This window comes from Sulfuriflexus mobilis (genome assembly GCF_003967195.1).
Lineage (GTDB): Bacteria > Pseudomonadota > Gammaproteobacteria > AKS1 > AKS1 > Sulfuriflexus > Sulfuriflexus mobilis.
The window spans coordinates 365,519-386,817 of record NZ_AP018725.1; the positions used below are offsets into that span (position 1 = coordinate 365,519).

The following is a 21,299-nucleotide window of genomic DNA, read 5'->3' on the forward strand; positions in this document are numbered from 1 at the left end:
TCGCTTTTCCCGGCACGACCGTGTCAGGGCAAATATTTTTCCTTGTTGTTACAAATTATCTGACATAAGCCATAACGGTTGATGAGGGCTTTAACCCGTTGTCCAGCGGTCCATTTCATGGAGTGACAGGGGTCATTGTTCCTATCATTAATGTAGGAGGCTATTCCGATGAAAAGAACTTTATTAAAAGCAGGACTATTGTGGGGCATGGCTATAGGTATAGCCGCGTTCCCTTTAACGGCATCTGCCGATGAAGTGTCACAACTGAAAAAAGAAATGGAGATTTTAAAGAAGCAGGTCAGTGAGTTAAGGGAACTGCTCATCACGCAGCAAAAGACTATGGCGAGTAAGGCTGAGGTGGAATCAGTGAAAGAAGAAGTCAAAGAAGTCGCCAAGGCAAGTAATGAATGGAAGATCGCCGATTCCGCTGTGCACCTCGCGGGTTACGGCGCCATTGGTTACACCGATTCTGAACGCAGTGATGGTACATTCAACCAGGTTACTTTCAATCCAATCTTTCATTACCAATACAAAGATCTATTCCTACTGGAGGCAGAGCTGGAAGTGGCAGTCGGAGAAGATGGTGAGACGGAAGTGGGACTCGAATACGCAACGATTGATTGGATAATCAATGATTATGCCGTGCTGGTAGGTGGCAAGTTCCTTAGTCCACTGGGCCAGTTTCGCCAAAACCTGCACCCGACCTGGATAAATAAATTTGCCTCGGCACCTATTGGTTTTGGGCATGATCAGGCGGCCCCCCTGGCTGAGGTTGGTGTTCAGTTGCGGGGTGGTTTCCCGATTTATAACCAGGCACGAGGTAACTATGGTGTTTATGTCGGTAATGGTCCGTTAATCGAGATAGATGCAGTGGAAGGTGAACTCGAGGCCATTGAGGCGGTAGGACTGGCGAGCAATGCAGATGGCGAGTTCGCCTGGGGTGGTCGGTTTGGCATCCTACCGATGGCAGGATTGGAGTTCGGTATCTCCGGTGCCTGGGGCGATGTCGGGCCTGAGGGCGAAGAGGGCTTGTTACGCGACTACAAGGCTTATGGCGCAGACTTTGCCTATCAGTATGCGGCGTTTGACTTGCGTGGTGAATATATTCAGCAGCGTGTCGGTTCGAAGGCGACCAGTGTTGCTCCGGATGCTGCTACCTGGAAGACCTGGTATGTGCAGGCGGCCTACAAGATACTCCCGACAAAATGGGAATTGGTTGCACGCTATGGTGATTATGACAGCCCGCATGATTCGGCTGATCAGGAGCAATGGGGTATAGGTGCTAATTACTTGTTTGCCAGTAATGCGATCGCCAAGATCGGTTTCGAATCAAATGATGGCAAAAATGGTGAGACAACCGATGATGATCGGTTCCTGTTGCAACTCACGTATGGATTCTAAAAGGGGCTTATCATGAAAAATCATAACGTATTTGGATATGGTCTGGTCAGCGTAGTGATCGCTGTCGCAGTGGTTGTCTTGATACAACTGGCACAAATTGAAACTGTGCAGGCGGGGACGGCTGCAGGAGATCTTGGGCGGGGTGCCGTCCTGTGGAGCCAGAACTGTGCACGTTGTCATAATATGCGGGATCCAAAAGAATTTCGGGATGACCTGTGGAAGCCTATTGTCACGCATATGCGGATTCGCGCCGGTCTGACAGGGCAGGATGCACGCGACATTCTGGTCTTTCTGCAGGCGAGTAATTAGGGGCACATATGCGTTGTAAAAAATTTCCCCTCTGGCTGTTTCTGATGGTGATGTCACCGGTCTTGCCTGCACAGCAGGCAATGACCGGCAAGGCATTGTATGAGCAATCCTGTCTGGTCTGTCATGGTGATGATGGCAGCGGTGTTATGCCGGGTGTGGTCGAACTACCGGGCACCGGTGGTCCGTTGTCAAAAAGTGACCAGCAGCTGGCCAAGGCCATCCGTGAAGGTATACAGCGCGAGGGGGCTGTTATGGCGATGCCACCCCTGGGTGGCAATGCACAACTTACGGACCAGGATATACAGGAGATTATTCTGTATATGCGCAAGACATTCTGATAATGCATTTTGCTTTTAAAAGTAATAAGGAGAAAAACAATGTACAGCATAAAATTAAATATTCTTGGTATGAGTCTGCTGGCAATAGCCGGCTCGGCACTTGCAGGCACAACCGTGTATATCCCCCTGGGCTCGGGTAATCAGGTGATTGCCGTGGATGCAGAGAAGGATACGATCACGGCAACCTACAGCGGGGTGGAAAACCCGCATGGCCTGGTGGCAACCCCGGATGGGGAATACCTGATTGCAGGCAGTCTCAAAGAGACGGCACTCAAGGCGGGTGAGGCAAAGGATACACCGAACAGCAAGTTATTCCTGATACACCCGGTACACGGCCATGTTATGTCTACCATTGCCGTATCCGGTTGGACGCATCATCAGGCAATCACTCCGGATGGCCGCTACGTTATCTCTACGCATCCTATTCGGGGCAACATCAGTGTCGTCGATATGCAGACCAGTCAGGTGGTAAAGACGATCAAAACCGGTCCGGCACCGAACTACACACTGGTGACGCGTGATGGTAAGAAGGCCTTCGTTAGCAACAGTGGAAATGGCACGATTTCTGAGATTGATATTTCAAGTTGGAAGGTGATGCGAACCTTGAAGTCTGGCCCATCACCTGAACACCTGACATTTTCTGCGGATGAAAAAACTATCTATGTCACAAACCCCCGTGCCGGGAGTGTTTCAGCCATTTCCGTGGATAGTGGAGATATCACCAAGAGCTACACCATTGGTAAAAATGTACATGGCCTGGATATCAGCGATGATGGCAAAAAGTTGTTTGTCACCAGTACAAAGGAAGACAAATTAGTCGCCATAGACCTCAGTAGCGGTGAGTTGCGTTCGATAAAGCTGTCACCCGCCCCCTATCATCTGAACACGATACGCGGTACGGGAAAGGTTTATATATCCAGCCGGAAATTGCCCATTATATGGGTGATGAACCAAAAAAACCTCGAAGTGCTGGGTAAGATTAACCTGCCGGGCGGGGAAGCGCATCAAATGACGGTTGTGAAGGACTAAGGTCAAGAGGTGTTATTTTACTAGGTTGGCGCATGCCTTACGGAGTATGTTAACGGTTAAACCGGAGAGAGAAAAAAGATGACTGGACACACAAAAACAAATAATGGGCTACAAGATCCGGTTTGCGGGATGAATGTTACCGCAGCATCAGAACACCACACCCGTCATGAGGGCAAAGACTGGTATTTTTGTAGCGCAGATTGTCTGCACAAATTTGAATCTGGACCGGTGCAATATTTGAATAAGGACTCCTCCGCTCCTCTGGGACAAGTGAAAGCCCCCGAGAGGACATTATTTACCTGCCCTATGCACCCCGAAATTGTTCAGGAAGGCCCGGGGACATGCCCCAAATGTGGCATGGCGTTGGAACCAAAGGGTGCCCCGGAATTTTCCGACAAGACCGAATATGTTTGTCCTATGCACCCTGAGGTAGAAAGTGATGTGCCCGGGTCATGCCCCAAGTGTGGGATGGCACTTGAACCGCGTACCGTTACGGCTGAAGAGGATAACGCGGAACTTATCGATATGAGCCGACGTTTCTGGGTAGGTACGGTACTGGCTTTACCCGTGTTTATTTTGGCCATGGTCGCCGACCTGACCCCGGATTGGTTACCCCAGGCACTGTCATTAAAAACTGTGCAGTGGATTGAGTTTTCCCTGGCCACGCCGGTGGTGCTGTGGGGGGGCTGGCCATTCTTTGTTCGGGGCGTGCAATCCATCAGGACCTGGAACCTGAACATGTTTACCTTAATCGGGCTGGGGGTGTCGGTGGCCTGGGTCTATAGCGTGGTTGCCATGCTGGCACCTCAGCTATTTCCACCGGATATGTTGCATGAGGGCGGCACAGTAGCCGTCTATTTTGAAGCCGCTGCGGTGATAACCGTGCTGGTTTTACTGGGGCAGGTACTCGAACTGAGAGCCCGCTCACGTACCAACACGGCCATCAAGTTGCTCCTCGGTCTGGCACCGAATACGGCCCGCATTGTCCGGGACGATGGCAATGAAGAGGATATACCTCTGGAACAGGTTCATCCCGGAGATGTACTGCGTATTCGCCCGGGTGAAAAGGTGCCCGTCGACGGTATTACCATTGAAGGCACGAGTCATGTTGATGAGTCTATGGTGACCGGTGAATCAATTCCGGTGAAAAAGACTGCAGATGACCGACTGATCGGTGCAACCATAAATGGTACCGGTAGTTTGCTCATGCGGGCTGAGAAGGTAGGGGCCGATACCTTGTTGGCACAAATCGTCAATATGGTGGCAGAGGCGCAGCGCTCACGTGCGCCGATCCAGAAACTGGCTGATACGGTTTCGGGCTACTTTGTTCCTATTGTGGTGCTGATTGCCGTTGCCGCCTTCTTCGCCTGGTGGCTGTGGGGGCCTGAACCCCGGTTAGCCTATGGGGTCATTAATGCCGTCGCCGTTTTGATTATTGCCTGCCCCTGCGCACTCGGGCTGGCTACACCCATTTCTATTATGGTGGGTACCGGCCGCGGCGCAATGGAAGGTGTGCTTATCAAGAATGCAGAATCACTCGAGATCATGGAAAAGGTTGATACCCTGGTGGTCGATAAAACCGGAACCCTGACCGAAGGTAAGCCGAAGCTGGTTTCCGTTACAGTAACCGGGGACATTGATGAAGAAAATGTCCTGCGCCTCGCAGCGTGCCTGGAACGCGCCAGTGAACACCCACTTGCCGAGGCGATAGTAAAAGGCGCACAAGACAAGGGCATCAGCCTGGTCCAGGCTGCTGATTTTCAGTCAGTCACTGGTAAGGGCGTGACCGGTGTGGTCGAGAATCACAAGCTTGCCCTGGGGAATATAAAATTACTCGAAAGCCTTGGTATTAATGCCAGTGAGATGTCGGCGCAGGCCGATGGATTACGCACCAAGGGGCAAACAGTAATGTTATTGGCTGTGGATGGTAAGGCAGCTGGACTCATTGGTGTCGCTGACCCAATAAAGGAAACAACGCCCGAGGCCATCCGTCACTTGCATGAAGAAGGGATAATGGTTGTTATGCTGACAGGCGATAGTCGCAGGACGGCAGAGGCAGTTGCCGCGATGCTGGATATCGATCAGGTGCAGGCCGAGGTGTTACCCGAACAAAAGGCCGAGGTCATTAAGCAACTGCAGGCACAGGGGCGGGTGGTTGCCATGGCCGGCGACGGCATTAACGACGCGCCGGCACTGGCGCAGGCACAGGTGGGTATTGCCATGGGTACCGGTACGGATGTGGCTATGGAAAGTGCCGGAGTGACACTGGTCAAAGGCGACTTACGAGGGATTGTCCGTGCGCGACGTCTTTCACGGGCGACGATGAAAAATATTCGCCAGAACCTGTTTTTTGCCTTTATATATAATTCTGCGGGTGTGCCGATAGCCGCAGGGGTGCTTTATCCTGTATTTGGGCTATTACTCTCGCCAATGATCGCTGCTGCAGCCATGAGTTTTAGTTCGGTTTCAGTGATAACCAACGCGCTGCGCTTACGCAACGTAAAACTCTAGATGAAGGGAGGTGGATTATGTTTGGTCATGATGGTGGTGTATTTTTCGGAGGCGGATTTATGTGGATATTCTGGATATTACTGATAGTGGTTTTATTAGTGGTGGTGAAGGCTATGGCTGGCCCGGACAAGGGCAGCAATTCCGGGCAGGGCGATACACCAATAGAAATATTAAAGAAGCGTTATGCGAAAGGCGAGATTGATGAAGAAGAGTTTGAGCGCAGACGCAAAGAGCTGGAGTCATGATGCCTGATACAACAAATAATACTGGAGTTTGTAACAATGTGAGAATGTCAGACAAGCCCTCCACCCAGGGTTATGTGGACGTTAGCTGACGGTATTAATAATTATAAGCTTGTCAGCAATGTAGAAATTCACATCAAAACCAACACAGAGCGTATTGGCGGCAGTGCCTTCATGGACGTTGGAAATGCTGTTACGATTCTTACTTGTGTTAATCGGTGGGAGCGCTAAGAGGTAGAATATACGCATATTTGGTCAGTGTTTACATAGAGTAAGATTTGCCACTGTAGTCGTGTAGATTTTGGGTAAGTCATTTTTTGCAAAATTGCCAGAGAATTAAGGAAATAGATATGAGTGAGAGTACCCATCTTGTGATATCAGGAATGAAATGTGCGGGTTGTGTTGCCAATGTGCAAAAGGCGCTTGAGGCGCTTGATGGAGTGAACAGTGTGGAGGTCAGTCTTGAATCGGCATCGGCGACTGTGCGCGGGGATGCCGACCCGGCAGAGTTGGCACGGGTGGTTACCGAGGCCGGTTATCCTGCTACATTGGCATGAATGAATTCAGCGGATAGAGAAAAAACATGAGCAGTCAGTCTTCATCAGTACGCCTGTCTATAGGCAGCATGAGCTGCGCCGGTTGTGTGGCGAGCGTTGAAAAGGCCCTGCAACAGGTTGGTGGCGTGGCCTCAGCGAGTGTCAACTTTGCCGAACATACTGCCGAGGTCCAGGGTTCAGCCTCCGCAAGCGCGCTTATCAAGGCGGTGGTCGATGCGGGTTATGAAGCGGCTGAATTAAAGACCGCCGAAGATACCGAGGGCAAAGAGGCAAAAGAGTACGCCCAGTATCGGCAACTCATCCGCAAGAGTCTGCTCGCGGCAATGGTCGGTGCGCCGTTGTTTGTTTCCGGTCTGCTGGGCAAGATGCCGGGCCTTGTCGCACACCAGCTATTCTGGATCGGCATCGGCCTGATCACATTGTTTGTTCTGTATTATTCGGGCAGTAATTTCTTCAAGGGCGCATGGAAGTCCTTCCTGAACCATAACGCCAATATGGATACCCTCATCGCACTGGGTACCGGCAGCGCCTGGTTATACTCGATGTTGATCACCATCTGGCCAACATTGGTGCCGGTCTCGGCACAGCATGTCTATTTTGAGGCGGCGACGATCATCATTGCCCTGATCAATTTCGGCTCCGCCCTGGAGATGCGCGCCCGTGGCAAGACCTCCGAGGCCATTAAAAGGTTAATCGGTCTGCAGCCAAAAACCGCACGTGTGGTCCGTGACGGCAAAGAGATCGATATCCCCATCGATCAGGTCGGTCTGAACGAAACCCTGCGTGTACGCCCCGGCGAGAAGATCGCCGTCGATGGCGTGTTGATCGATGGTCACTCCAGTATTGATGAATCCATGCTGACCGGTGAACCGATCCCGGTGACCAAACAGGTAGGCGATGAGGTGGTCGGTGGCAGCCTCAACAAGAGCGGTAGTTTTCTCATGCAGGCGAAAAAGATCGGCAGCGAGACCATGCTGGCGCAGATCATCGACATGGTGCGCACCGCGCAGAACTCCAAACCTGCTATCGGTCGGCTTGCCGATCGCATTTCGGCCATCTTCGTCCCCACGGTTTTGATCATTGCCGTGCTGACAGCGCTGGTCTGGTACAACTTTGGTCCGGAGCCACGGGTCAGTTACATGCTGGTGGCGACCATGACCGTGTTGATCATCGCCTGCCCCTGCGCGCTCGGCCTGGCCACGCCGATCTCGATCATGGTCGGCGTTGGCAAGGCCGCCGAGTTTGGCATTCTCATTCGTAACGGTGACGCCCTGCAGCAGGCCGGCCAGCTAACAACCGTAGTCCTCGACAAGACCGGTACGGTAACGGCCGGTAGCCCTCAGGTAACGGGTTTCAAGCTTGTTGGTGGCTATACGGAGGCCGAGCTGCTAAGCATGGCCGCCAGCCTTGAGCGCGGCTCTGAACACCCACTGGCCGAGGCGATCATGGAGGCGGCGCAACAACAGCAACTGAACATAACGGACGTCGAGGACTTTGAGGCCGTGGCCGGGCACGGTGTGCGCGCCCGACTTGAAGGCCGGCAACTTCTGTTCGGTAATCAGCGGTTGATGGAAACCCACGACATTGATATCACTATGTTGTTGGAGGCGGCCCAGACGATGGCCGGTCAGGCACAGACGCCAATGTACCTTGCGGTAGAAGGTCGGGCCGCGGGCATTATCGCCGTCAGTGACCCGGTTAAGGCAGACTCGAAAGCTGCTATTGAACGCCTGCAGGCGCTTGGCCTGCGCGTGGTCATGCTCACCGGCGACAATCAGGCCACGGCCGATGCGGTAGCGAAACAGGTTGGCGTCGATGTGGTGATCGCCGAGGTCCTGCCGCAGGACAAGGCAGCGCAGGTTATGGCCTTGCAAGCGCAAGGCGAGGTCGTCGGCATGGTCGGTGATGGCATTAACGACGCGCCGGCGCTGGCACAGGCCGATGTCGGTTTTGCCATTGGCACCGGTACCGATGTCGCCATTGAGAGTGGCGATGTCACCCTGATACGCGGTTCACTGCAGGGCGTTAGTGACGCGATTGGTATCTCACGTGCCACGGTGCGCAATATCCGCCAGAACCTGTTCGGGGCTTTTGTTTATAACAGTCTCGGCATACCGGTGGCGGCCGGTGTCCTCTATCCATTAATGGGCATCCTGCTCAACCCGGTAGTGGCGGGGGCGGCGATGGCCATGTCCTCGGTGACGGTCGTCACGAATGCCAATCGTCTGCGTTTTTACAAAGGCAAAATTTTGTAGAACGGTTATGCTGACCGTAGGTCAGAAGTGGACAGGATCTAGCCGATAAAGCCTTACTCTTTGGGTGGTGCAAAAAAACGTGTGAATCCTGTCTCATTAATTTTTTCGCCTAAGCATCTATTCTCGGGCGAGAAGCCAATGATTAATTGAACGCCTATTTGCCCTGGATCCCGGTCTGACCCCGAACGCCGAACTCGTTGGCATGTTTATCATCGTTCGCGGCGTGTTCGTGTTCGCCGCGTGCCTGATAGGCGCGGGCGCGTACATAATAGGCCGTGCCACGCAGGTAATAGGGGCCTTTGTCTATGACACGGCTACAGCTCTCAATGGCCCGTGCGTATTGTCGGTTACGTTCATAACTGCTGCACAGGTTGACGAGCAGTGCATAATTATCCGGCTGTAACTGGTTGGCACGTTGCAAATGCTGCAAGCCCTCAGGATATTTTTCCACCACGTTGAGGGCATTACCCGCGGCGTTATGTGCCTGCCAGCTATCGGCATCAAACTCGAGGGCCTTTTGTGCATAAAGCAGGGCCAACGGTGGCTGGCCAAGTGACAGTTGCACCTCGGACATGGCCGCCATCATCTGGGCATTATTCGGGCAGCGCTTCAGCGCCGGGAAGATACTGTTCTCAATAACATAGAGGGCCTGCAGGTAGTCTTCACTGCCCGCTGGATAATTATCCAGGGCCTTGCGGTGCTGGTTATCGATAGCTTGAACTGTTTGCGCACAGGTTTCTGCGCGCGAGAGGGCAGGTTGCAGGCTCAATAACAGCGCACTGCAAAAAAGCATGACCGCAAGGTGTTGTGTGCTGGACATAGATCACCATTCTTGTGGATTTGCATCAATGCTAACATGGGGAAAACAGAAAAAGCTTACCTAATTTTTCTTATAAGGGTTGCATTCTGCAGGGGTAATAATAGAAAAAAGCAAAACCTGGCCACGTTAAGTCTGTCACCTGCTGAAGGCAGACGACTAAGATTGGCAATGGGAGGTAAAGCTGTTAAACATCAATGGGTGCCGCAGTCTGGATGATTTTTGTTACACTCGGACCATGCAAACTATTCTCGTAAATATACTGGGTTTACTGGCCATCGGTTTTATTGTCTGGTGGTTCTGGCGTACCTAAAATCTTTGTCGAGGTGCATTAAGTATTTCCTGCACCGGCCTCGCGAGTTCTGGTCAGCACAATGCGGCAAGTCACGTTAGGGGCAGGCTTAGCTACGTCGCCTACATCAGATGATGCCTGGTATTGGCGCGCGCATTCAGGCGACCTCGTCGTAGACCATGATCTCGAGTGTTTCGTTAAAACAGGCCTCGGCCTGTTTTAACACAGTTTGTAAAATATTCGGTGTCAGCCCGACGGTTTGCAGGGCGGTGACTTCCAGCGCCTCGGTTTCCTCGATATCGCCGCCGACCCGGGCGAGCATGGTGTTGGCCAGGTAGTTGGCGATATGGATAATCGCTGCCTCTTTCGGGTGCTGTTTGGCAAAACGCGGGGTATGGTGAAACTCGACGGCCTCGCTGAGTGCCGAGGGCAGATTCCATTGGCGCAGCAGCTCACCGCCGACGGCGGCATGGTCAAAGCCGATGATCTCCTGTTCGACGATGTGCACGATCTCCCGATTCTGTGTGCTGTGGGTGAGTGTCTGGCTGGCCAGTTCGGGCAATTCACGGTAAATAAGCAGGTAGCCAATGTCGTGTAGCAGGCCTGCGGTGAAGTAACGCTCAACATTGGCTTCATGCAGGTGGGCCGCGAGGAGACGGGCAATCACTGCACAGCGCAGGCTGTGGCGCCAGAAGGTCTCCATGGAGACCAGTTCATTTGTGAACGCCGAGAAGACCTGGATGGCACTGGTGGCGAGGAGCAGGTCACGTAGTTCATTCATGCCGATGATCGTGATGGCGCGGGGGATGCTGTCGATGCGTGAGGGAAAACCGTAAAATGGGCTGTTGGCGATCTTCAACAGGCGGGCGGTCAGGACGGGGTCCTGGCGTATGACCTCGCCAATATCGGCAGCGGAACTATCCGGGGCATTCATTATCTCATTGACGCGGGCCACGCTCTCGGGGAGCGAGATGGCATCGCCGACGGCATTGACCAGATCTCTGGCGGTAAATGGCATATATGCATCCCTGTGTTGTCCAAAAATGAGACCGACTTGTAAACGCTTGCGTCCCGTATCAACAATCCTTTGCACGGATAGATTACTATATGAGAGTTTACGCCGGGAATAAATAGGGTGTTTTACAAGGATTTGTCTAGATTGAGTCTTTTGAGGTAAGTCTATGAGTTGGTGGGGAAAAGTCATCGGTGGCGCGTTCGGGTATTTACTCGGTGGGCCGCTGGGCGCCCTGATGGGCGCCGCCCTCGGGCATAATTTCGACAAGGGCCTGGGGGGGATGTCGGATGCCGATTTTCGCCCTGGTGCCCGTGAGCGCGTCCAGGGGGCCTTTTTCACCGCGACTTTCTCGGTGATGGGGCATGTCGCCAAGGCCGATGGCAAGGTCACGCATGACGAGATTGCGATCGCCAATGCCATCATGGCCCAGCTCAGCCTGTCGACCGATATGCAACAGGCCGCACGGCGTTTGTTCAACGAGGGCAAGCAGGCGGGTTTCCCGCTGGACGATGTCCTCGAGCAGCTCCGTAGCGAGTGTCACCGCCGCGATACCCTGTTGCGCATGTTTATCGAGATCCAGATGCATGCCGCCTATGCCGATGGCGTGGTGCACCCGGCCGAGCGCCAGCTCATCGAGCATATTTGCGAGATATTAGGCTTTTCTCGTCAGGAGATGGAGCACCTCGAGGCCATGGTCAAGGCGCAACGCCACACGGGGGGGCGGGCGGGTCAGCCTGTCGGTCTTTCCGCGCAGGAGGCCTATGCCGTGCTGGGGGTCTCTGCAAAGACCAGTGATGCCGAGGTGAAAAAGGCCTATCGACGGCTGATGAGCCAGCATCACCCGGATAAACTTGTTTCCAAGGGTCTGCCGGAAGAGATGATGCAGCTGGCCAAGGAAAAGACCCAGGAAATACGTTCCGCATATGAGGTCATTAAAGAATCCCGTGGCATGAAATAGAGCAATTGATGATGCCCTGAACCTTCGGGGCGAAGGTTAGGGTACTCGCAATGAACCCGCAGGGTTCTGCGAGAGCATGGTGGCAGCCTTGCACATTCGCGCATAGAAGCCTTTGGCTTCATTATGCGTACCTCACCCATCTCCGATGGGTCGAGGCATCATCAATCAGAAGTACCGTCCACCACTGGCTATAGCGGTCACGATCAGACCCAGGCTCAGGTTCACCCCTATAAGTAGGCGTATTTGCGCCAGCCTGGCCCCAGCTGTGGGCAGGTCACCGGCGGCGATGGCCTGTTTCATGCGCCGGTAGGGGCCGAAGAAGACGTGCATATAGATAAGTATCATGAGGATGCCGAGGCCCTGCATGATATTCACGTAGAGCGGCAAGGTGGCGAAGCCGCCAAACAGTTTGAAGGCCATCCAGTAACCGCTGGCCAGTGACAGGAGCACCGAGACCCACACCCAGGGAAAGAAGCGGGCAAACACATCTCGCCACAATGGCAGGCGTTGCGGCGGTTCGAGCAGGCTGGCCGCAACCGGGCGCAGGGCCATGTAGGCGAAAAACATACCGCCAACCCAAATGGTGGCGGCGAGCATATGCAGGGCAATGGCGAGAGGCATTTTATTACGTCCTTCGAATCGCGGTAGGCGAGTTATTTTTTCATGCTATCGACAGGCATGTCGACCGCCATACCCCGGAACTGTGCCAGCCAGCTCTTCACTCGGCGCACCAGGTCGGCCTCGAGGCCCTGGAAGAAGTGATTGGCTCCCGCCACCTCGACCTGGCGATAGTGGCTATTTCCCGCCCTGCGGGCGGCCTGGGCACGGGCCTTGACCGAGTCGAGCACGGTCTCCAGGTCCTGGCTGCCATAGATATCCAGGACGGGGAGGGTGATCTTCTCGAGGAAGGCGAGGTTGTCCATACGCGGGTCTGCACCTTCACGGGCGCCCATGCCGATGGCGGCAAAGGCGGTGATGCCCTCGGCATTGTTCGCCAGGTACGAGGCGGCCATGCTGCTCCCCAGGCTGTGGGCGAGGATGATGATATTGTGATAGCCCTTTTCTTTCAGATAGGCGATGCCGGCCTGGATACGGGCCGGGACCTCGGCGAACAGCGGGGCATAGTCTTTATGGTCTGCCTCATTGGCCAGGATGGGTAATTGCAGTGACAGGCTGGCCCAGCCGTGAGCGGGCAGTTCCGAACGCAGGGGCTGGACGATATCCGGCCAGTCCGGGTGCACCCCACTGCCGTGTAAGACGATGACCGCGCCACTCGGCTTGTCGGTCTCGTGCTCGGCGTAGATGCCGAGGAATTTATTGCCGTCGGCCTCCAGCCAGGCGGCTTCACCGACAATGAGGCCATCGACTACCTGGTCGGCCCAGCGTTTTTCCTTCGCCGTGTCCGAGGCGTAGGCGCCATTAATTGAACATATCCCTATGAAAAATATATAAAAAAATTGCATTACAGGGGTTTTCATGTCGGGCTCCATCGGCTCGCTGTGAGCGACTAATGATACCCTGAAAAGCTGCAATATCCAGCCTGATCGGGTAAAGTGCGGCGTTCTGTTTACGGGTGTGCCCGGTAAGGGTGCGAACTCAACGAATTTTTAAGGGGTGATTGACCATGGCCGAAGATTTTATTGCACCGTCTATTTTGTCTGCTGATTTTGCCAAGCTGGGTGAGGAAGTCGACAAGGTCCTGGCCGCCGGTGCCGACGTCGTGCACTTTGATGTAATGGATAACCACTACGTGCCAAACCTGACTATTGGCCCACTGGTCTGTGAGGCGCTGCGCAAGCACGGCGTGACGGCACCGATTGACGTGCACCTCATGGTCAAGCCGGTGGACCGCATCATCCCGGATTTTGCCGCTGCCGGTGCTAGCTATATCACCTTCCACCCGGAGGCCTCCGAGCACATCGACCGTACCCTGCAGCTGATCCAGGCCGAGGGTTGTAAGTCAGGCTTGGTGTTTAACCCGGCCACTCCGCTGGATGTGCTTGAGCATGTTATCGACAAGATTGATGTTATTTTGTTGATGTCGGTTAACCCGGGCTTTGGTGGTCAGAGCTTTATCCCGCACACACTGGAAAAGCTGCGTGCCGCCCGCAAGATTATTGATGCCTCTGGTCGTGATATTCGTCTGGAAATTGATGGTGGCGTGAAGGTTGATAATATCCGTGAAATCAAGGAAGCCGGTGCCGATATGTTTGTTGCCGGTTCGGCCATCTTTGGTGCCAGGAACGATGCCGATGCCAACCTTTATGACACCGTGATTGGCCAGATGCGCGATGAGTTGGCGAAAGCGGTTTCCTCTTATAGCATGGAGATGTAAACGTAGCGGTCATTCTTTGCGGCCTTTGCGTTATATACTGGATTTGAAATATGAGCCTTAAAAAACCTGAAATGGTCCTGATCGATGTCGACGGCACGCTGGTCGACAGTGTGCCAGACCTCGCCTACTGCGTTGATGAGATGCTGAAGCAGCTCGACATGCCTGTGCGCGGTGAAGACCGCGTGCGTCACTGGGTTGGCAATGGCGTCGAACGCCTCGTCGAGCGCGCACTTACCGATGACCTCGATGGTCACCCGGATGAAGCACTCATGGCCAGGGCCTACCCGATCTTCCTCGATCTGTATGCCGAGAACACCTGCGTGCGTAGTGGCCTGTATCCCGGTGTCCGCGAAGGTCTGGATTACCTGAAAAAGGCCGGTTACAAGCTCGGTTGCGTGACCAACAAGGCCGAGGCCTTTACCGTGCCGCTGCTGAAGCAACTGGGTATCTATGACGAGTTTGCCATCGTCATCAGTGGTGACACGCTGGCGAAGAAAAAGCCGGACCCTCTACCCCTATTACATGCGGCGGAGTTTTTTAACGTTTCACCGCAGCAGTCCATGATGCTGGGCGATTCGGTCAGCGATGTGAAGGCGGCGCGCGCAGCGGGCTTCCAGATCACCTGTCTGACCTATGGCTACAATCATGGTGACAATATTGCCGATGCGAATCCGGATGGCTTGATTGATTCCATGGCTGAGTTAGAATCACTACTCGAGAACGCCGAGGCCCAATTGGCCTCGTGAAAATATAAAATAATAGTCATTTAGCGGATACATGAACATGGAAACAAAATTGGAACAACGATGGTGGCGCTGGTCTGCGTATAGAACCAGTAATGCCCTTGTAACCATGCCATGTACAGGAAATGACTATGACACTCGAACAATTCAACGCACTCGCCAACGCCGGCCATAACCGCATCCCCCTGATGCGCGAGGTCCTTGCCGACCTCGATACGCCGCTGAGTGCCTACCTCAAGCTTGCCGACGGCCCGTACTCCTATCTGTTTGAGTCCGTGCAGGGCGGGGAAAAGTGGGGTCGTTATTCGATTATCGGTTTGCCCTGCCGCAGCCTGTTGCGTGTACGGGGTTATGCGATTGAAATCGAGAAAGACGGCGAGATTATCGAGACCCATGAGGTCGAAGACCCACTGAGCTTCATCGAGGATTTCCAGTCACATTACCGCATGCCGGAAGTGGCGGGGCTGCCGCGTTTTACCGGCGGCCTGGTCGGTTATTTTGGCTACGACACCATCCGTTACATCGAGCCAAAACTCGCCAACGGCAACAAGCCAGACCCGCTTGATAACCCGGATATCCTGCTCATGGTCTCCGACGAGGTCGTGGTGTTCGATAACCTCTCCGGTAAGATGTTCGTCGTCATCCACGTTAACCCCGAGATAGCGGACGCCTACAACGTCGCTGAGCAACGCCTCGATGCCTTGGTGGCCAAGCTCAGGCAGGCGACGCCGGAATACCACCACGACGAGAGTGTGGGTAGTGAGGTCAAGGAATCGGACTTCGTCTCGGGGTTTACTGAAGACGGATTCAAGGCCGCCGTGGAGCGGGTCAAGGCGTACATCGTCGAGGGCGATGTCATGCAGACCGTACTCTCACAGCGCCTGTCGATACCGTTCACGTCCGAGCCCCTGGATTTATATCGTGCCCTGCGCAGCCTGAATCCGTCACCATATATGTATTTCCTTGACCTTGGCGATTTCCACATCGTCGGCTCCTCGCCGGAGATCCTGACCCGCGTCGAGGACGGTGAAGTGACGGTGCGGCCGATCGCCGGCACCCGCCCACGCGGCAAGACGGAAGAAGAAGACCGGGCGCTGGAGGCCGAGCTGCTCGCCGACCCGAAGGAACTCGCCGAACACCTCATGCTGATTGACCTCGGGCGCAATGACGTGGGGCGTGTCGCCGAGACCGGCACGGTCGAACTGACCGAGAAGATGCTCATCGAGCGTTACTCGCATGTTATGCACATCGTCTCCAACGTCACCGGTCAGTTGAAGAAGGGCATGTCGGCCATGGATGCGCTGCGCGCGACCTTCCCGGCCGGCACTGTCAGTGGCGCACCGAAGATCCGCGCCATGCAAATCATCGACGAGCTCGAGCCGGTCAAGCGTGGTGTCTATTCCGGCGCGGTGGGTTATATCTCCTGGAGCGGCAACATGGATACCGCGATCGCAATCCGTACCGCGGTGATCAAAGACCAGACCCTGCACATCCAGGCCGGTGCCGGCATCGTCGCCGATTCTGTGCCGCAGAGTGAATGGGACGAGACCATGAACAAAGGTCGCGCCATCTTCCGCGCCGTGGCCATGGCTGCGGCCGGTTTGAAGTAGGGGAGAACAACTATGTTACTAATGATCGACAACTACGACTCCTTTACCTACAACCTCGTGCAGTACTTTGGTGAATTGGGTGTGGATGTACAGGTGCAGCGTAACGACCAGATCACGATCGATGAGATTGAAAAACTCGCGCCGGAATACCTGGTGATCTCACCGGGGCCCTGTACACCGAACGAGGCCGGTGTCTCGGTCGAGGCGATCAAGCACTTTGCCGGCAAGCTGCCGATCCTGGGCGTTTGCCTGGGACACCAGAGTATCGGCCAGGCCTTTGGTGGCAAGATCGTGCATGCCAACGAAATCATGCACGGCAAGACCTCGATGGTGAAACACCATGACATTGGTGTTTTCAAAGGGCTTGCCAATCCGCTCGAGGCGACCCGTTACCATTCGCTGGTGATCGAAAAAGACAGTCTGCCAGCGTGCCTTGAGGTCACCGCCTGGACCGAAAAGGCCAATGGTGAGATTGACGAGATCATGGGTGTGCGGCATAAAGACATGGCCATCGAGGGCGTGCAGTTCCATCCCGAATCGATCCTGACCCAGCATGGCCATGATATGTTGCGTAATTTTCTCGAGCAAAATAAAAAACAGTAACAGAAGGTATGAGCAGAATGGACATGCAGACTGCGATTCGCAGCGTACTCGACAGAAAAGACCTGTCACGGAAAGAGATGACCCAGGTCATGCGTCTGATCATGACCGGCGAGGCGACCCCGGCACAGATCGGTGGTTTTCTGGTGGGTCTGCGGATGAAGGGCGAGACGGTTGACGAGATTACCGCCGCCGCCAGCGTCATGCGCGAACTGGCTACGGGTGTGAAAGTAGAGGGCGAGCATGTCGTCGATATCGTCGGCACCGGTGGTGATGGTGCGAATACCTTTAATATCTCCACGGCCAGTACCTTTGTTGTTGCTGCTGCCGGTGGCACGGTCGCCAAGCACGGTAACCGTTCGGTATCGAGCAAGTCCGGCAGTGCCGACCTGCTGGAGGTCGCCGGTGTAAACCTCGAGCTGAATGCCGGGCAGGTCGCACGGTGCATTAATGAGATCGGCGTCGGCTTCATGTTCGCGCCCAAGCACCACAGTGCGATGAAACACGCCATTGGGCCGCGCAAGGAAATGGGGGTACGCACCATCTTTAACGTGCTCGGCCCGCTGACCAATCCGGCCGGCGCGCCGAACCAGTTACTCGGCGTGTTTAGTGAAGAGTTGGTTGAGCCACTGGCGGAAGTTTTAAAAGCATTGGGTAGCAATCACGTATTGGTCGTGCACTCCGAAGATGGCATGGACGAGATCAGCATCGCCGCGCCGACCAGGGTCGCCGAGTTGAAAAACGGAGCGATCACGACCTACACGATCTCACCGGCGCAGTTTGGCATCGCCACCGGCAAACTCGAAGAGCTGGCGGTGGACGGCGCCGAGGAAAGCCTCGCCATCGTCAGGCAGGTACTCGATAACACGCCCGGTGCCGCGCGTGATATCGTCGTGCTGAATGCCGGTGCCGCCATTTATGCCGCCGACCTGGTCGATTCGCTCGAGGCCGGTGTGAAAAAGGCGCAAGAGGTCATTGCCAGTGGCGCGGCCCGTGAAAAACTCGAGGCATTAGTGAGCCTTTCCAAGTCTTTATCATGAACGATACCCCCGACATCCTGAAAAAAATCATCGCCCGCAAGCATGAAGAAATCGCCGAGCGTAGTGCAAAGGTTTCTATTAAAGAACTGAAGCAACGCATTGCCGTCGCCTCGCCACCACGCGGCTTTGTTAGCGCGATCAAAGCGAAACTCGCAAAAGGCCAGGCCGCGGTGATCGCCGAGATCAAAAAGGCCTCGCCGAGTAAGGGGGTATTGCGTGAGGATTTCCAGCCGGCACAGATCGCAGCCAGTTATGCCAGGGGCGGCGCGGCCTGCCTGTCTGTCCTCACCGATGCGGATTACTTTCAGGGCCATGAAGACTACCTGCAGCAAGCACGCGAGGCCTGCGACCTGCCGGTGATCAGAAAGGATTTTATTATTGACCCCTATCAGGTCTACGAGGCGCGGGCGATCAATGCCGACTGCATCCTGCTCATCGTCGCCGCGTTGGACGATGAACGCATGCACGAACTCTCAGCGCTGGCCCACGAGTTGGGTATGGATGTGCTTGTCGAAGTGCATGATGCCGAAGAATTACAGCGCGCACTGAAGTTGAATATCCCGCTGCTGGGCATTAACAACCGCAACCTGCGGACCTTTGAAACATCACTCAATACGACACTGGAACTACTCGACAGTATCCCTGATGATCGCATCGTCGTCACCGAGAGTGGTATTCACACGGCGGAAGATGTCGCACGCATGCGCGAGAACCAGGTCAATACCTTCCTGGTTGGTGAGACCTTCATGCGTGCCGTCGAGCCGGGCGAAAAACTCGCTGAGTTGTTTCAGTGATTTGTCTGGGTCGGTTTAGGCCATTAGCGATGGCCTAAACCGACGAGAAGAGTTAATAATCCCAGTCCTCGACACCGGCTTCTTTACGGTATTCCGGTTCCAGGGCATCGATGAGCGGTTGCAAGTGTTTTTCGTAAGGTCTCCATCGCTGCATGGAGCCCTTGTAGATAGGCTGGCGCACCTGCTGGTTACTGGCGGTATTGACGACACGTTTGCTCTTGTGGAAATTCAGGCAGGCATCATCCCACTCAAGTCCACAGAAATCGATAAGTTTACGTGACCAGGCCTCCTGGTCGATAACAAGGTCTTCATACTGGATGTTCATAATCGGAATATCCAGTACTTCATGCCAGTGGTGCATAATGCGTCGGTACTCGTTATAGAAACAGCCAAGGTTTTTCAGGTCATAGGCGTAAGGGTGCCGGCCGGCGAAATCCAGAGTATAGATAGACAGGCAGGTATCAAGAGGGTTACGCAGGGTGTGAATAATGCGTGCCTTGGGCAATAATTGCTGAACCAGACCAAGGTAAAGGAAATTAGTCGGCATCTTGTCAGTGATGCGACGTGTTGTTTCGCTGGTTGCGATTCCATCCAGTGTTTCCAGATAACGTGTTGCCAGCTTGTTACACTCGGCAACCGTCAGTGCCATTTCCTTTTGTTCGCGTGCTTTTGCCTCCATCATCTCCTCGACACTTCTGTAAATCTGGGCAATGTCGCCGAGTTCGCCGGCGCCTTCAACCTTTGGGTGCGAGGCGATAATCTGCTCAGTCAGGGATGTACCAGAACGTGGCATGCCGACAATCAAGACGGGTTTTGCGGAGTTGTTTTCTGCGTCAGGGTAGTCATTTAGGGTTTTTCTGGTAAACGTGGCCATTAATGCATCGACATATTCATGATGTGTCTGGCAACTGAAATCAGTTTCTTTCAGCTTGTTGGCTTCAATAAAATCAGAGAATGCCTTGTCATATTGTTTTGTAGTGTCGTATAAGCGACCGCGTTCAAAGTAGAGGTCACGGATCGAGGTGGCCTCACGGATTTCCTTGCTATCGAGTAATTTCGTGATGCGTTCAATAGCCTCTTCACAACGTCCCATGTGTTTACAGAGCTTGGCAAAACTTGAGACAACCGCAAATTCACTATCTTTATGTTCCTGGGCAGGATTTTCCAAGATAGGTTCGAGCTTTTCAGCAGCCTCATCGTGTCGTCCCAGTTTGATGAGCAGGTTGACCTCTGAGCAGACGTGAGCGGCGTTTTTTGGTTGCAGTGCCTGTGCCCTTTTTACGTGCACAAGTCCTTTATCATGGTTGCCTCTAGTTCCATATAGGCCAGCTAGTTGATTGTGAATAAGGGCATTATTTGCATCGAGGTCAAGCCCGTGTTTCAGCACGGTAATAGCCTCCGTGGGTTGCGATGTTGCCTGTAGAACCCGTGCATGCAGGATGATGGACTGGATGTCATCAGCATCTAAATCCCTTGATTGTTGTATATTTTCTAGTGCCTCCTGGGTGCGCCCTTGCTTGTAATACAGGTCTGCCAGTTCGTGAAAAATGTGAAAGTTCGAATTATTAGCCTCTAGGGCATTACTGAATAAGCGGATAGCGCCATCGATATTGCCCTCGGCCTCTTGTAGTTTCGCAATGGCATTAATTTTGTCGTAACCATCGGGTTTCAAACGAGCAGCCTGTTCATAGTGTTGGCTGGCCTCTTTTTTATGCTCGATGCTGAGTAATGCATTACCCAGGTTTAAATGGGCATCAGCGTAGTCGGGGCGCAGTTGTACGGCAATGGAGAGGTGTTCGATGGCCGCCTCGGTATCGTCCTCATCATTGTAGATCGTGCCTAGATTGTAGTGAGCTTCAGGGCTGTTTGGAGTTTGCTCGAGTAGCTTCAGGAAGGTTTGCTTGGCTTCTTGGTTATGATTTATATCTTTTAGACAGACGCCAAGATTAACCAGAACATCGGCAGAGCCTGGTTCAAGGATTAGTGCCTTGTTAAAGTGCTCAATAGCATCTTCATATTGTTTCAGTTCATGAAGGATACACGCCAGGTTGAAATGATTCCCGGCGTCATTGGGTTGCAGTTTCACCACTTGTTCGGTGTAACGTCTGGCAAGGTCAGTATTGCCCAACATCATATTGGCAACACCGAGGTTATTCAGAGTATCGAGGTCGTTGGGGTTTATCTCAATGACGCGTTCAAGGTAGTGCACGGCCGGTTCAAGTTGCCCGGACTGGCCATAGATACTACCCAGCGTGGCCAGTGCCTCGATATCCTTCGGGTATTTGTTAACAATTTGTTCCAGGATCGGCACGGCTTCCTGCACGTGGCCCTGGTTGAGGAGTTTGAAGGCTTTTTGTTTCTTGCTGTGGGCAAGGGGATTGCTGGAGGCCATGAGGCAAAACCTGCTGAAATTGCTGTCAATGAATGGTGGCTATTCTAGCGCAAAATGGCAG

At 53.9% G+C, this 21,299-nt stretch carries 20 protein-coding genes; 15 read left to right on the forward strand and 5 right to left on the reverse strand.

The window, feature by feature from the left end; genetic code table 11:
- Window positions 1–207 precede the first annotated feature (207 nt).
- From EL386_RS01835 to EL386_RS01870, 8 genes are all read left to right on the forward strand, one after another.
- Entirely contained in the window at window positions 208–1,401 is a 1,194-nt protein-coding gene (locus EL386_RS01835; RefSeq protein WP_126452716.1) for a porin, read from the forward strand.
- A gap of 12 nt (window positions 1,402–1,413) precedes the next feature.
- Window positions 1,414–1,710 carry a hypothetical protein gene (locus tag EL386_RS15670; RefSeq protein ID WP_197722130.1) on the forward strand — a complete coding sequence of 99 codons (297 nt, stop codon included), beginning with the start codon at window positions 1,414–1,416 and terminating at the stop codon, window positions 1,708–1,710.
- A gap of 8 nt (window positions 1,711–1,718) precedes the next feature.
- Window positions 1,719–2,048: a c-type cytochrome gene (locus EL386_RS01845; RefSeq protein ID WP_126452718.1), complete on the forward strand. Its 330-nt coding sequence runs from the start codon at window positions 1,719–1,721 to the stop codon at window positions 2,046–2,048.
- Window positions 2,049–2,087: 39 nt separating this feature from the next.
- Entirely contained in the window at window positions 2,088–3,077 is a 990-nt protein-coding gene (locus EL386_RS01850) for a YncE family protein (protein ID WP_126452720.1), read from the forward strand.
- A gap of 78 nt (window positions 3,078–3,155) precedes the next feature.
- Window positions 3,156–5,588 (forward strand): heavy metal translocating P-type ATPase, encoded by a 2,433-nt coding sequence (locus EL386_RS01855; RefSeq protein WP_126452722.1) that lies wholly within the window; start codon window positions 3,156–3,158, stop codon window positions 5,586–5,588.
- Window positions 5,589–5,605: 17 nt separating this feature from the next.
- A complete protein-coding gene (locus EL386_RS01860; RefSeq protein WP_126452724.1) occupies window positions 5,606–5,833 on the forward strand; it encodes an SHOCT domain-containing protein in 228 nt (75 codons plus the stop codon).
- A 347-nt stretch (window positions 5,834–6,180) separates the two neighbouring features.
- A complete protein-coding gene (locus EL386_RS01865; RefSeq protein ID WP_126452726.1) occupies window positions 6,181–6,387 on the forward strand; it encodes a heavy-metal-associated domain-containing protein in 207 nt (68 codons plus the stop codon).
- A gap of 26 nt (window positions 6,388–6,413) precedes the next feature.
- Window positions 6,414–8,642, forward strand: a complete 2,229-nt coding sequence (locus tag EL386_RS01870) for a heavy metal translocating P-type ATPase (protein ID WP_126452728.1) — start codon at window positions 6,414–6,416, stop codon at window positions 8,640–8,642.
- 154 nt (window positions 8,643–8,796) lie between these two features.
- Here the strand turns inward: EL386_RS01870 and EL386_RS01875 are convergent, their stop codons facing one another.
- Together EL386_RS01875 and EL386_RS01880 are read right to left on the reverse strand one after the other, a co-directional pair.
- Entirely contained in the window at window positions 8,797–9,462 is a 666-nt protein-coding gene (locus EL386_RS01875) for a tetratricopeptide repeat protein (protein WP_126452730.1), read from the reverse strand.
- A gap of 446 nt (window positions 9,463–9,908) precedes the next feature.
- Entirely contained in the window at window positions 9,909–10,769 is an 861-nt protein-coding gene (locus EL386_RS01880) for an HDOD domain-containing protein (protein ID WP_172597577.1), read from the reverse strand.
- Between the two features lie 163 nt (window positions 10,770–10,932).
- Here EL386_RS01880 and djlA point away from each other — a divergent pair, with 163 nt between their 5' ends.
- On the forward strand, window positions 10,933–11,724 hold the full coding sequence (gene djlA / locus EL386_RS01885) for a co-chaperone DjlA (RefSeq protein WP_126452734.1): 792 nt from the start codon (window positions 10,933–10,935) through the stop codon (window positions 11,722–11,724).
- 165 nt (window positions 11,725–11,889) lie between these two features.
- On the opposite strand, the gene EL386_RS01890 is transcribed toward djlA, so the two are convergent.
- Both EL386_RS01890 and EL386_RS01895 read right to left on the reverse strand, forming a co-directional pair.
- Window positions 11,890–12,345, reverse strand: coding sequence for a CopD family protein (locus tag EL386_RS01890; RefSeq protein WP_126452736.1), 456 nt, complete (start codon window positions 12,343–12,345; stop codon window positions 11,890–11,892).
- Window positions 12,346–12,377: 32 nt separating this feature from the next.
- Window positions 12,378–13,202: a DUF3530 family protein gene (locus tag EL386_RS01895; RefSeq protein WP_172597578.1), complete on the reverse strand. Its 825-nt coding sequence runs from the start codon at window positions 13,200–13,202 to the stop codon at window positions 12,378–12,380.
- Between the two features lie 146 nt (window positions 13,203–13,348).
- On the opposite strand from EL386_RS01895, the gene rpe reads away from it, so the two are divergent.
- The 6 genes from rpe to trpC all read left to right on the forward strand — a co-directional run bounded on the left by rpe (window position 13,349) and on the right by trpC (window position 18,846).
- Window positions 13,349–14,059 carry a ribulose-phosphate 3-epimerase gene (gene rpe / locus EL386_RS01900; protein ID WP_126452740.1) on the forward strand — a complete coding sequence of 237 codons (711 nt, stop codon included), beginning with the start codon at window positions 13,349–13,351 and terminating at the stop codon, window positions 14,057–14,059.
- A gap of 50 nt (window positions 14,060–14,109) precedes the next feature.
- Window positions 14,110–14,805: a phosphoglycolate phosphatase gene (locus EL386_RS01905; RefSeq protein WP_126452742.1), complete on the forward strand. Its 696-nt coding sequence runs from the start codon at window positions 14,110–14,112 to the stop codon at window positions 14,803–14,805.
- Window positions 14,806–14,933: 128 nt separating this feature from the next.
- A complete protein-coding gene (gene trpE / locus EL386_RS01910; protein ID WP_126452744.1) occupies window positions 14,934–16,412 on the forward strand; it encodes an anthranilate synthase component I in 1,479 nt (492 codons plus the stop codon).
- Between the two features lie 12 nt (window positions 16,413–16,424).
- Entirely contained in the window at window positions 16,425–17,015 is a 591-nt protein-coding gene (locus tag EL386_RS01915; RefSeq protein WP_126452746.1) for an anthranilate synthase component II, read from the forward strand.
- Window positions 17,016–17,032: 17 nt separating this feature from the next.
- Window positions 17,033–18,052 (forward strand): anthranilate phosphoribosyltransferase, encoded by a 1,020-nt coding sequence (gene trpD, locus EL386_RS01920; RefSeq protein ID WP_126452748.1) that lies wholly within the window; start codon window positions 17,033–17,035, stop codon window positions 18,050–18,052.
- Complete coding sequence (gene trpC / locus EL386_RS01925; RefSeq protein WP_126452750.1) at window positions 18,049–18,846, forward strand: indole-3-glycerol phosphate synthase TrpC; 798 nt, start codon at window positions 18,049–18,051, stop codon at window positions 18,844–18,846. The genes trpD and trpC overlap by 4 nt, the downstream gene beginning before the upstream one ends.
- Window positions 18,847–18,898: 52 nt before the next feature.
- Here the strand turns inward: trpC and EL386_RS01930 are convergent, their stop codons facing one another.
- The gene (locus EL386_RS01930; protein WP_126452752.1) at window positions 18,899–21,238 is read right to left on the reverse strand and encodes a tetratricopeptide repeat-containing sulfotransferase family protein; all 2,340 of its coding nucleotides are present in this window, start codon (window positions 21,236–21,238) and stop codon (window positions 18,899–18,901) included.
- Between the last annotated feature and the right edge of the window lie 61 nt (window positions 21,239–21,299).